This window comes from Paenibacillus sp. Y301, assembly GCF_059445505.1.
The window spans coordinates 180,912-192,805 of sequence record NZ_JCAIUL010000008.1; the positions used below are offsets into that span (position 1 = coordinate 180,912).

11 protein-coding genes are annotated in these 11,894 nt (G+C 42.2%); 4 read left to right on the forward strand and 7 right to left on the reverse strand.

All coding sequences use genetic code 11. The features are described 5' to 3' along the window. Window positions 1–2: 2 nt before the first annotated feature. The 5 genes from AC1D69_RS15540 to AC1D69_RS15560 all read right to left on the reverse strand — a co-directional run bounded on the left by AC1D69_RS15540 (window position 3) and on the right by AC1D69_RS15560 (window position 4,458). Window positions 3–890, reverse strand: a complete 888-nt coding sequence (locus tag AC1D69_RS15540) for a spermine/spermidine synthase domain-containing protein (protein ID WP_495457051.1) — start codon at window positions 888–890, stop codon at window positions 3–5. A gap of 116 nt (window positions 891–1,006) precedes the next feature. Beyond that, window positions 1,007–2,143 (reverse strand): ABC transporter permease, encoded by a 1,137-nt coding sequence (locus AC1D69_RS15545; RefSeq protein ID WP_495457052.1) that lies wholly within the window; start codon window positions 2,141–2,143, stop codon window positions 1,007–1,009. Continuing rightward, window positions 2,140–3,021 (reverse strand): ABC transporter ATP-binding protein, encoded by an 882-nt coding sequence (locus tag AC1D69_RS15550; protein WP_495457053.1) that lies wholly within the window; start codon window positions 3,019–3,021, stop codon window positions 2,140–2,142. Before AC1D69_RS15550 ends, AC1D69_RS15545 begins: the two co-directional genes overlap by 4 nt. Next, window positions 3,011–3,835, reverse strand: coding sequence for a hypothetical protein (locus tag AC1D69_RS15555; RefSeq protein ID WP_495457054.1), 825 nt, complete (start codon window positions 3,833–3,835; stop codon window positions 3,011–3,013). Before AC1D69_RS15555 ends, AC1D69_RS15550 begins: the two co-directional genes overlap by 11 nt. Then, on the reverse strand, window positions 3,832–4,458 hold the full coding sequence (locus AC1D69_RS15560; protein ID WP_495457131.1) for an RNA polymerase sigma factor: 627 nt from the start codon (window positions 4,456–4,458) through the stop codon (window positions 3,832–3,834). Before AC1D69_RS15560 ends, AC1D69_RS15555 begins: the two co-directional genes overlap by 4 nt. A 161-nt stretch (window positions 4,459–4,619) precedes the next feature. Between AC1D69_RS15560 and AC1D69_RS15565 the strand changes: the two genes are divergently transcribed. Both AC1D69_RS15565 and AC1D69_RS15570 read left to right on the forward strand, forming a co-directional pair. Then, entirely contained in the window at window positions 4,620–6,395 is a 1,776-nt protein-coding gene (locus AC1D69_RS15565; protein WP_495457055.1) for an ABC transporter ATP-binding protein, read from the forward strand. Continuing rightward, on the forward strand, window positions 6,382–8,157 hold the full coding sequence (locus tag AC1D69_RS15570; RefSeq protein ID WP_495457056.1) for an ABC transporter ATP-binding protein: 1,776 nt from the start codon (window positions 6,382–6,384) through the stop codon (window positions 8,155–8,157). Before AC1D69_RS15565 ends, AC1D69_RS15570 begins: the two co-directional genes overlap by 14 nt. A 246-nt stretch (window positions 8,158–8,403) precedes the next feature. Here AC1D69_RS15570 and yaaA read toward each other — a convergent pair whose 3' ends face one another. After that, entirely contained in the window at window positions 8,404–9,156 is a 753-nt protein-coding gene (gene yaaA, locus AC1D69_RS15575; RefSeq protein ID WP_495457057.1) for a peroxide stress protein YaaA, read from the reverse strand. Window positions 9,157–9,360: 204 nt separating this feature from the next. Between yaaA and AC1D69_RS15580 the strand changes: the two genes are divergently transcribed. Then, window positions 9,361–9,720 carry a BlaI/MecI/CopY family transcriptional regulator gene (locus AC1D69_RS15580; protein WP_495457058.1) on the forward strand — a complete coding sequence of 120 codons (360 nt, stop codon included), beginning with the start codon at window positions 9,361–9,363 and terminating at the stop codon, window positions 9,718–9,720. Continuing rightward, window positions 9,717–11,054, forward strand: a complete 1,338-nt coding sequence (locus tag AC1D69_RS15585; RefSeq protein ID WP_495457059.1) for a M56 family metallopeptidase — start codon at window positions 9,717–9,719, stop codon at window positions 11,052–11,054. Before AC1D69_RS15580 ends, AC1D69_RS15585 begins: the two co-directional genes overlap by 4 nt. A gap of 124 nt (window positions 11,055–11,178) precedes the next feature. Here AC1D69_RS15585 and AC1D69_RS15590 read toward each other — a convergent pair whose 3' ends face one another. Continuing rightward, window positions 11,179–11,748, reverse strand: a complete 570-nt coding sequence (locus tag AC1D69_RS15590) for an SF0329 family protein (protein ID WP_495457060.1) — start codon at window positions 11,746–11,748, stop codon at window positions 11,179–11,181. Window positions 11,749–11,894: the final 146 nt, after the last annotated feature.

Sequence of the window (11,894 nt, forward strand, 5' to 3'; positions counted from 1 at the left end):
CTTTACAAATAACATAACATGGACTTTTCGATCCAATACGTAAATATCGTATCAGGACTTTGATTTTCAACCTTTTTCATTTTTAAATACATGTCTATTCCATCCGAAACATCATGCCATAAATCAGTAAATACAAAATCATATGTCCCGGGAGTAATGTGTCTTTGAGCATATTCAAAAGCATCTGCTTTAATAATCGTAATCTTATGAGCATTCTGAAATTGTGGTAATACATATTTATTAAATAAGTAAATGACATCTTCATTCATTTCAACAACCGTAACGCTTTCCACATTCTCTTGTTCAGATACCATATACGCATAATAGCCAAGCCCAAGTCCAAAAGTAAGTACGTCACCAAATGCTTGATCGACCGCTTCTTTCATCGTTTCAATTTCATTCGGTGTAATCGTCATCCAGATTCTATCGTTTTCTAATACGGCTGGAAAACTGAATTCCGTATCAAAAAATCCGATTTGAGGAATTTGTCTCCCCTCTTCGGTTTGAATGATATCATTACACACAAAGCCTTCAAAAGGTTTATATTTCTCATATTTCAGTTCACTATGACCGATCTTAATCGTTGGGATCTTGATATTCTTATAGTATGGATTATCCTGATATTCATTGGCATCCAGTTGATGGACCATGTTGTTAAAATACTTGTTAAAGAAATCCTTATCCTTAACATTGTCCACAATATCTAGACCGAAAGCAGCCGCTAACATTAACTTAAAAGCATATTCAGAAGTTACTCCACTTTGGATCATCTCATTCATTTCTTCTTCGTTAATATAGTCCGGTGAATTATTCAAATAATGACTTAGTACCGTAAATAATTTGTAATTATCTTCTTTTATTTTATCTGGTAATCCTTTACTTCGTTCCATATGCTCACCTGTTTTTTGAATTTTCCCACTTCAATATTCAATACCCATGAATTATACGGTCATATGCTTCAAGAAGCAAAGTGAGGTTCGGCTCGTAGAACGATGTATTATGTGCGTCATACCTTTAACCGTCTTTCAAAAGTCTTCGGAATGAGTAGTAGTATGACAATCCCCACAATAACCGTGACTGCAATGGATAGGTTCAGATATAGAATAGGCGTATCCAATATATCATATGCCTTATAATTCTTAATCAAATTACTGCTTGCCATGATGCTGGTAGGAAGTAATGGGATTACCTTTCCAATAACTCCAGGGAGCGAGATGAACGGTAGAATGACCAACGTCATGGCCAATCCAAAACTGCTTAAGCTGTTCTTGAATGCTGCGGAAATAAGCGCCGTCCATAACAATAGTCCGCAAGCACCCATTAAAGCTATTACATATTGCAGGAAAAATGCCTGAAGTATTGTCAATGCGTAAGGGCTCTCCCTAAGGTAGCTGCTGAGTGGAGCGTTCCAACCAACAAATCCATTTGGCATACAACTTACGATGACACATATCCCATAGAAAGCAGTGACCCAACCAAACGTAAAAATAAATCCTGCGATTAATTTGGCAGCGACAACACTTCGCCTACCATATCTACTGGATAGAATAAGCGAATCCATTCTGTAGCTTGCTTCTCCTGAATACAGCGGAGCTAGTGCCAACACCATAACAAGACCGATAAACAAAATGCTAGGACTAGATAATTCCGAGATAAAATAAAATAGCTCTCTCCAATTCATTGTCACGTAGAAACCAGGAAGATCGATCTTCTCCATCATAGTGAGCTTTTTACTAATATTTTTGTAGTCATAGGATTCCGTTATGTGTTGAGACTCCAAATGCTCCTTCTGTACTCTTAGATCCTTTAAGCGATCATTAAATAGACTCGATTGATAAGCAGCTACAGCATAATTTTGCTGTATAATTCGCTCTAATTTCTCTTCTTTGCTCCCTTTGGTGTCTTCAGCTCGCTCCATTTCCAAAGTTGGTGCATATTTCTTGGCTAGAGCATCTTGAATCGGACCCTCATGAGCAGCAATAAGATCTGGTCTCTCCTTTTGAACAGCCATAATACTATTCATTCCCGGTGCTGGAGCCGTTTCCACGAAGAAAAATATCGTTATAGCGACACACGCTGCCATGGCAAACCAAACTCTACGAACCATAATCTTGCGCAGCTCAAACATGATTAAACGTTTCATTTGGATATAATCCCCTCTTTAGAACGGAAATAATGCATATACACATCTTCAAGGCACGGAGTTACTTGAACAGCACCCTCGCATGGCGCTTCCTTACTGACAACTCGCAGTTCTAACTCAGAATCAAGTTGCTGCATATTAACCACATCTCCCCTTTCCTCTATTTGTGCTAGCCGTCGTCTGGGAACAATCGCTTGCCATACTTCCCCTCGCAATTCGGCTGTTAATTCGTTAATTGTGCCCTGGCGTAGCAGTTTACCCTGTCCCATCAGTAGTACCTGCTTGGCAATATGATCGACGTCAGGAACGATATGTGTTGATAAAATAACGATTCGGTCACTTGATATTTCCGATATCATATTTCTAAATCGTACACGCTCCATGGGATCAAGTCCGACCGTTGGTTCGTCTAATATAAGAATCTGCGGGTTATTAAGCAAAGCTTGGGCGATCCCAAGTCTACGTTTCATACCGCCTGAATATTTGCCGCATTTTTTATCCAACTCTCCAGACAGATTAAGTGTTTGAGCGAGTACCTCCATTCGATTACTTGCTTCTTGTTTAGTAAGCCCTTTAAGAGCCGCTATATAATATAAAAAATCACGTGCAGTAAAGTGATTGTACATGCCCAATTCCTGAGGTAAGTAACCAAGCTGCGCACGATATTGTTCACCCATCGCATCCTTGTCCTGCCCATTTAGCAATACTTGTCCATGAGTCGGCGTAAGTACGTCGGCCACAATGCGCATCAGTGTCGTTTTTCCCGTTCCGTTAGGTCCCAACAGACCATAAATGCCAGGCGTCATGGAGATTGAGATGTTCTTTAAAACACGCTTTTTTTTGAAACTGTGTACGATATTGTGTAACTCAAGCTCCACTTAAAAAACCTCCCCTTTTTAGATATCTTCCATTCATAATTATCGTCACCACCAGCATGGCCATCGTTACAATTGCAAATATCGAGAGCCTAATTAAATCAATAGAAGCTGTCCATCTGATAGCCGACTCGCTCGAAAACAGGATCAGCCAAAAGATAGGGAGTAGAACCAGCACGGTGGCTAACTGCCCAAAGCTACGAATACGGGCGGATAGCATTAGAGCAATAGCTGCATTCATAAGGGTGGGTGTACACCATAGCAGGGCGACTCGCATCAGAACTTCCCCACCCCATGCTGGGAAAATAACAGCGATAACGGTGATATTAAGCAGTAAAGCCACCATACCGATGAACAACAGTCGGGCTTGCATGTACCAGTGTATCGGGATGCGGAGACTTCGCGAGAGTTCCCCCATACCACACAGGGTATGTCTAGCCGTATTAGCGATGACGACTAACAGGGGAATACAGCCTGCAACGGGTAGAATGAGAATCGCTGGAACCAGCTCACTGACACTCAGAATGAGGAAACCTATCACAAACATTAACACGCCCAACACAACGTCCCTCCACAATCCCTGGGAAACAATTATTTTAGCCTTCTGAGCCAGTTTTAGATGAGATGGTTCGACGGGTGAAGGAAGCAAACGCTTAGACTTACGCCAATTTGACATAGCTTCTTCAACAAAACCTTTAGGTAGTGGATACTCAGGCATTAGCTGTATATGTCTTACTAACGTCTCGACAGTATCTTCTGACAGCTCGTCCTGTGAATTAAGATCTAGGTCGTCCCTATGATTATAAGTACGCTTCATTTCAATTTTCCTTTCTTGTAGGAATGAGATGATGACCTATCTTCAGCAGATTGGCTCAGCATATCACGCAGTTTAATTAACGAACGCCGTACCCGCGACTTTACCGTCGATTCGGATTCTGCTGTTACAGTAGCAATCTCCGTAAACGTAAGATCACTTTTATATCGTAAAAGCAGCGCATTACGTTGCTCATATGGTAGCGATTGAATAGCTGTGTAAACCTGTCTAATCTCTTCTTTCATAAGCACACCATCGAGAAAATCTCCATTCGCAGGAATGTGATCCATTAAGTTCTCGGTTAGCCCCGCCTGTCTGGTAGCCTTACTGCGTAAGTGATCAATACAGATATGGTGAGCAATGGTAAGCAGCCATGTTCGGAAACTACCTTGCTCTTCCTGAAAGGTATCTAACTTAAGCCAAGCCCTTTCGTACGTCATTTGTGATAAGTCCCAAGCTAAATCAGCATCAAACACCTTCCATCGCACAAAACGATAAATATCATCGTAGGTATGACGAATCAACAACTCGACTGCCGCCTCATTACCTTCCTTTGCCTGACGAACCCATTTGTCTTCTTTGATTTCTCCTCCCCCTCTCTTTCTACATATAATTACGAAATTTATCCTTTAATAGATGCACATGTCATTATTTCAAAATGTTCAAATGATTGTAACAAGAAAATTTCACCATAATCGATACTTGATCGTTCGATAATGTTATAATCACTTTGATTTATTCACTCTTTTCAGGCAAGAGTGTAACACAATAAGAAATAGGTGATCAGATGTTCGAACTGAAATGGCTATGGCAGAACTTAGAGGGAAATCGAACGCGATACATTCTGGCGCTCTGCCTCTCGGTAGTGGGCTCAAGTCTCACGATCGTGAATCCTTACATCAGTCAGCGCATTGTCGACACGTTTATAGCTGGTGACAATGCCCTGCAGAATCTTACACAAGAACGGCAATTATTAATTATGCTCTGCCTGGGCATGATTGGATTTTCTTTACTGCGTACAGGACTAGCTTATTTTACGACCATGCAGTACGAGAAATCCTCGCAAAATATGATGTACAATATCCGTATCAATATGTACAACAAGATTCAGGGACAGGACAGGGGATATTACGATCATAACCGCACTGGTGATCTCATGACGAAGATGACAGGTGATCTGGACATGGTCCGTCACTCTATGGCGTGGATTTTCAAAACGATCATTGAATCGTTAACGATCTTCATAGCCGCCGTTATCTATTTTCTAACCATAGATGCTGAGCTAACGCTGTGGATGCTTATTTTGTCACCTCCTATTTTTATTGTTGCTTACATATTCGCCAAACGTGTCCGTCCCATGTATATTGACCTACGCGAGCGGCTGTCCCAACTTAATACGACTACTCAGGAGAATATTTCAGGCAACCGTGTAGTCAAGGCATTTGCCCGCGAGGAATTCGAGATACAGAAATTCACAGAGAAGAATGTCAACTATTCCACGGCTAACAAAAAGGCTGCCCTTGTTTGGCTTGATTATTTTCCTTATCTGGAATCCTTTGCACAAGGCTTCAACGTCATTCTTATGTTAGCCGGTGGGTTGTTCCTTATGGAGGGTCGGATCACTTTTGGTGAGTTCATGGCCTTCTCGTCACTGATCTGGGCCATATCCAACCCGATGCGCAACATCGGTATTATTATCAACGACATTCAGCGCTTTTTTGCGAGCTTATCCAAAATCATTGACATCTATTACGCCCGGCCTAACATTGTAAACGAGCATACATCCGTAGACAAACGCCGTTACGAAGGACGTATTGAGTTCGATCATGTCCACTTCAAATATGACAGCGCAATCGTACTGGACGATGTTAGTTTTACCGTTGAACCCGGTGAAACCATCGCAATCATGGGCTCGACGGGATCGGGCAAGACGACAATCATCAACCTGATCCCTCGTTTCTACGATGTAGCCGAAGGGCGTGTACTCGTAGATGGCGTTGATGTGCGAGAGCTGGAACTTGATGAGCTTCGAGGTAATATCGGTATGGCAACCCAAGATGTCCTCTTATTCTCCGATACTATCGACGGAAATATCGCCTATGGCGATCCCGATCTTTCAGAAGAAGATGCGATAGGCTATGCCGAGCTTGCAGCCGCACACGACTTCATCACCAAGATGCCTGAAGGTTATGATACCGTTGTCGGGGAACGTGGTGTCGGTCTTTCTGGAGGTCAAAAACAACGTATAGCATTGGCACGAGCCTTAGCAGTTCATCGTCCCATCCTGATTCTGGATGATACAACCTCTGCTGTAGATAATGAGACAGAGGAACACATTCAGAAAAGTCTACGCGAGCTAGATTATCCTTGCACGAAGATCATTATCGCACAGCGGGTGTCTACCACTTCACAAGCTGACCGTATTCTCATTTTGGATAATGGGAAGCTGATTGAAGAAGGCACACATGCCGAACTGCTTGCGAAACGAGGCTATTACTATGAAGTATTCAAACTGCAGAACGAGGGTATTGGAAGGCAGGTGATTGCAAATGGCAAGGAATAAATTCGACGTCGATGAAAATCTTGAATCGCCGTTTAATATCAAACACTTCCGACGTGCGATGGTATATATCAAACGAAAGAAAACACCAATGATTGTAGCGTTTGTGCTTAGTGCACTTTCTGCGGCCATTTCACTCTCAGCTCCGCTTATCATGCAGCATGTGGTCGACGTGACCATTCCGGCAAAAGCGAAGCTTGCATTACTGGGCTGGTCCGCACTGATGCTTGTGGCCATTGTTGTCAGCGTTTATCTGGCTACCATACGATCACGTATCATGACAAGTGTCGGGCAAGATATTATATTCGACATCCGCACGGATTTGTTCAAGCACCTGCAGAACTTACCTTTTAAATATTATGACGACCGGCCGCAGGGTAAGATCCTCATCCGGGTCGTGAACTACGTTAACTCTGTTTCAGATGTACTGTCCAACGGTATTATTAACTTTATTCTAGAAATCGTGAATTTGCTCTTTATCGCGGTTTTTATGTTTGCGGTCGATGTCCGGCTCTCATTCGTCATCCTTGCAGGATTGCCCGTGTTCCTAGGCATCATGCTGCTGATCAAAACCAAACAGCGCCGAGCATGGCAGGCTGTGTCTAACAAAAACTCCAACCTAAATGCTTATTTGCAAGAGAGCATCAGCGGCATCGGAGTGACGCAAATGTTCTCCCGGGAACAACGCAATGAGGGGATTTTCACACGTCTCGCAGGCGGTTTCCGCACGGAGTGGATGAAGGCTCTACGTTACAACATGCTTATCCCCTTCTCCGTCGACAACTTGTCTACTATCGTTACATCGATGATTTTCCTTGTGGGTCTCTTGACACTCAGTCCTGAGGGTATGACACTTGGTGTCATTCTAGCTATGAGTAGCTATGCTGCCCGCTTCTGGCAGCCGATTCTGAATCTCTCGAGCTTATACAATAACTTCATCAACGCCGTTGCCTATCTTGAGCGTATCTTTGAAACGCTAGATGAGCCAGTTACTGTCAGCGATATTCCGGATGCTAAGGCGCTTCCTTCTGTATCCGGCCATATTACCTTTGATAACGTAACCTTCGCTTATGACCCGGGACTCAATATCCTGGAGAATATCACCTTCCATGTCAAAGCAGGAGAAAGTATAGCCCTTGTAGGACCAACAGGTGCAGGTAAAACGACAGTCGTCAATCTAATCTCACGCTTCTATAATATTTCTAGTGGTAAGATTCTTATCGACGGACAGGATATCTCGCAGGTTACACTGAAATCTCTTCGTAGCCAAATGGGAATTATGCTACAGGACAGCTTCATATTCTCCGGCACCATCTTGGACAATATCCGTTATGGCAAACTGGATGCCACCGAAGCAGAAGTCATCGCTGCTGCAAAAACCGTTTGTGCCGACGAATTCATCCGTGAATTCGATCAGGGCTACCTGACAGAGGTCAACGAGCGTGGCTCCAAGCTATCTCAAGGACAGCGACAGCTCATTTCGTTCGCTAGAACGCTTTTGGCTGATCCTCGTATTCTTATCTTGGACGAAGCAACTTCTTCGATTGATGCGAAGACCGAACGCTTGCTTCAGAAGGGCTTGAATGAGTTGCTTAAGGGACGTACCTCGTTCATTATTGCTCATCGCCTGTCCACCGTGAAGAACTGCGACCGCATTATGTATGTGTCCAACAAAGGCATTGCAGAAAGTGGCTCACACGATGAGCTTATCGCACAACGTGGCCTTTATCACCGGCTCTACACGGCGCAGAAGATGGAAGCTTAATCAGCTACTTCGAACGTATTCCATTTTTATTTTCAGGCATCCATTTCACACTCTATTTGTGCGAAGGATGTCTTTTTTTCGTATAACAAAAGTATAGATAACCACCCATCTCTTAGGCTAATTTCATACATATCCATTTACGATATCGCTATAAATTGAAGCCAAAAAATAGCGAATTAAAATAAAGGTAACCCCGAAGATGGTTATTCAACCGCCTTCAAGATTACCCAAAATGTACTACTTACTCTATTTATTTTGTTTTTGTATAAACACATACGTACTATCATTCGATAGCTCATCCGAGAAGCTGAAATCAAACCCGTCGAAGCCTTTAATATCCTCCACAGACGTGATCTGGCGTTCGGCCATATAGCGTACCATTTCCCCTCTGGCCATCTTGACCAGGGTAGCTCTCTCAACTACCTTGCCATCAATTTCCTGCCCGAATACACAGCTAATCATTCGAACGTTTCCACCAACATATGGAGAGATGCACTTGCTGTACTCCTTAGAGGCCAGATTCAGAATGATGTCAGTCTCTGAAAATAGCTGATCCGCTAGTTTTCTATTCCAGAACTCGTAGATATTGGCGAAACTAGGTCCGCTAAGCTTAGCCTGCATCTCCAGTCTGTATGGAACAACGCCGTCAAATGGCTGAACGATTCCATAGAACCCGGACAATATCCGTAAATGTTGCTGAAGATATTCCAGCTCTTCTGTTTGAAGGATCCCAGGTGCCATGTACTGGTACTGGATCCCCTCATAAGAAAAAATAGCCGGTGTAAGGTTCCTCATGACATCCATGTCCCGAATCCGTTCCGCATTCAGCGTGGCGATGGCATCATTGCATTTCCATAACGATTTGGCTTCTTCATAATTCAACTTTTGTAATAAGGCCAGAAGAGTCTGCGTTTCACTAATAAATTGCGGCATCTGGCGGCAATCGAAAATATCTGTGTCCCTTTTCATCTTCTTGGCAGGCGAAATAATAATTCTCATGATGCACCCTTTTCTTACCCCCGCGGGGAATTAAGTATACCCTTATCCTATCACACTTAATCAACGCAGGCTTGGGGTAAGTTCGTGAAATTTGTTGACTGCCGCCGCTTCGTACGTTTGGACCACCTATTGACAAAACAGGTTTACTACAATAAACTCGCATTAAGGTCTACTGCAATAAACTTATGATGTGAGGTGAAATAAATGGAGCCCTATAAACTATTTGATGCAGAATATAAATTTGTATCTCTCATTTGGGATCATGAACCTATTAATTCAACAGAGCTTGTTAAACTTTGTCTCGAGAAATTAGGCTGGAAAAAGTCGACTACTTATACCGTTTTAAGAAAGCTGTGTGAGCGGGGTATTGTGCAAAATCAAGATGCTATAGTATCCACTCTTATTAAGCGTGAAGAAGCACAAAGGTATGAGAGTGAAGCCTTAATAGAAAAAGCCTTTGATGGTTCATTACCGCAATTTCTAACTGCCTTCTTAGGAAAAAATAAAATTACTGAACAAGAAGCAGAACAGTTGAAACGTATTATTGAGGAGGCGACTAAATGACCACGTTATTTATCGCTATACTAAATATGAGCATTACCGCAAGTTATGTAGCGCTCGCTGTTATTATGATAAGGTTACTCCTAAAGAAGGTACCCAAGGTGTTCTCCTATTCATTATGGCTGGCTGTCCTTATAAGACTTGTATTCCCTTCTAGTTTTAATTCTGCGTTTAGCTTTCTAAGCTTTCTGAAGCCTACTACTCAAGCAAATAGTGGAACAATGGAGTATATCCCTTTTAATATCGGCTTGATGCAAACTCCTGCGGTTGATCTCGGTTCTAGCGGAATAAATCAACTTGTGAATTCACCTCTTCCACCTGCATCCCCCTATACTAGTATTAATCCCATGCAAATCACTATGGAGATTGCCGGATTCATTTGGGGTATTGGGGTGGTAATGCTACTTATCTATTGCGTTATCTCTTACTTAAAAGTCATAAATAATGTACGCACCGCAACCCTTGTAAGAGCAGGCATTTTTGAAACCGACAGGATTAGCACACCCTTTGTATGTGGATTTATTAAGCCTAAAATATATGTTCCGATCGGTCTAAGTGATGATGAGCTTTCTTATATTCTGGCGCATGAGCAAACACATATTCAAAGACTGGATTATCTAATTAAACCTTTTTCGTTTCTAGTGTTAATTGTTCACTGGTTCAATCCGCTAATGTGGATTTGCTTTGCATTCATGAGTAGGGATATGGAAATGTCTTGCGATGAAAATGTAATTAGAAAAATGGGCAGTGAGGTAAAGGGTGGCTATTCCAAATCTCTTCTTACACTATCCGTTACCAAACGTGGTTTAATCTCTGGGAGTCCGCTTGCTTTCGGAGAGAGCCATGTTCAAGCAAGAATTAAAAATGTCCTAAACTATAAAAAACCAGGGTTTTCTGTTCTCATAGCAACTTGCATAGCAACCCTCATATTTATAATGGGATTTACGGCCAACCCTGCGAACAAACAAGATTTATCGGAGAGCACGATTAATGAGTTAGCAACAGTTTGGGCAAATGCACTTATAACTCGTGACGGGGAACCCCGCTATGAAATGATGTCTACAAACATGAAGGAACAATTCAAGCAAGAACAGATCATTAGAAGCGGGGAGCATTGGAATTTCAACATCGGTGTTTCTAGCCCCTGGGTCGTCGACTTTGAAATTAGAATTGACGGCAATAGTGCGGGTATTACTTATTTGACGCAAACTAGCGAGCCTGCTTCCTACAAAACAGAGGAAATACTCACCATTGGCGAAGAAAATGGTGAACCTATCGTGACTAACTATAAAACGGTCTATGAAGACCAATTAATTAAATCAGGAAGTAGCGATTAACCTACCTTTCGGTAATTTACCGGAGGGGGCTTATAAACGCAATCCATAATAAAAAGCCCTGTAGAAACTCTACAGAGCTTAATAGCGACCAATCGCTGTTCAGGTGCCCCATGGGGCAATTTTTCTATAACGTACTACGCCGTAGTTCATAGAAATACTGCACAATGGGATGTTTTAACTTCATCTTCTCGGTCATGTTTAGAATTCGCTTTTTGCCAACTCGTCTGTCCACTAAAGCTAGAATATTCAATAAGATATCATTACACTCTATGCTTTCCTCTATTGGAGTGGATAAATACTTGGTAGCGACAACGGTAAAATTTGATTTACTTAATGATGACTGTGCTGACAAAAGCTCCTTGGCATGTTCTGATATTTTCCGACTTCTTGCCATTACTATTAGACGATCCTCCGGAACTTTTCCATGGGTATCTATTCTAAGGTCTTCAATTTCTTCATTGTTGATCGGAATTTGGATATCTGGATCATTCTTAATCTCCAGTTCCGTCTGATACCATCTGATTAAGGTAGTTATATCACTCATATTAAGAACGTTCTTTTTATCTACCGCAATATAACAAGTGCCTGCTTTGTCGGGTGAATAGCGGTAACTGGTTGCTCGGTATTCGACCCTTCCATGTAACGCTGGACAGAGGAAACTCTCCAGTTGTTGCTTCAATTTGCTCCAGGACATATATCCTCCTAAGTATTCATTATCATCTAAGTATACTATCATCCCTCTTAATATAAAAATAGAGGAAAAGGCTTGATGGATCTGGTTTGCCCCCAGATTCATTCATCACAATCCTCACATTGATCTCGTCTTTGTTCTATTTTATT

Coding starts and splice junctions, on each gene's coding strand:
- AC1D69_RS15590 (WP_495457060.1), bottom strand. CDS start 11,748: ATGTCCTGGAGCAAATTGAAGCAACAACTGGAGAGTTTCCTCTGTCCA.
- AC1D69_RS15585 (WP_495457059.1), top strand. CDS start 9,717: ATGACCACGTTATTTATCGCTATACTAAATATGAGCATTACCGCAAGT.
- AC1D69_RS15545 (WP_495457052.1), bottom strand. CDS start 2,143: ATGAAACGTTTAATCATGTTTGAGCTGCGCAAGATTATGGTTCGTAGA.
- AC1D69_RS15565 (WP_495457055.1), top strand. CDS start 4,620: ATGTTCGAACTGAAATGGCTATGGCAGAACTTAGAGGGAAATCGAACG.
- AC1D69_RS15540 (WP_495457051.1), bottom strand. CDS start 890: ATGGAACGAAGTAAAGGATTACCAGATAAAATAAAAGAAGATAATTAC.
- AC1D69_RS15580 (WP_495457058.1), top strand. CDS start 9,361: ATGGAGCCCTATAAACTATTTGATGCAGAATATAAATTTGTATCTCTC.
- yaaA (WP_495457057.1), bottom strand. CDS start 9,156: ATGAGAATTATTATTTCGCCTGCCAAGAAGATGAAAAGGGACACAGAT.
- AC1D69_RS15555 (WP_495457054.1), bottom strand. CDS start 3,835: ATGAAGCGTACTTATAATCATAGGGACGACCTAGATCTTAATTCACAG.
- AC1D69_RS15570 (WP_495457056.1), top strand. CDS start 6,382: ATGGCAAGGAATAAATTCGACGTCGATGAAAATCTTGAATCGCCGTTT.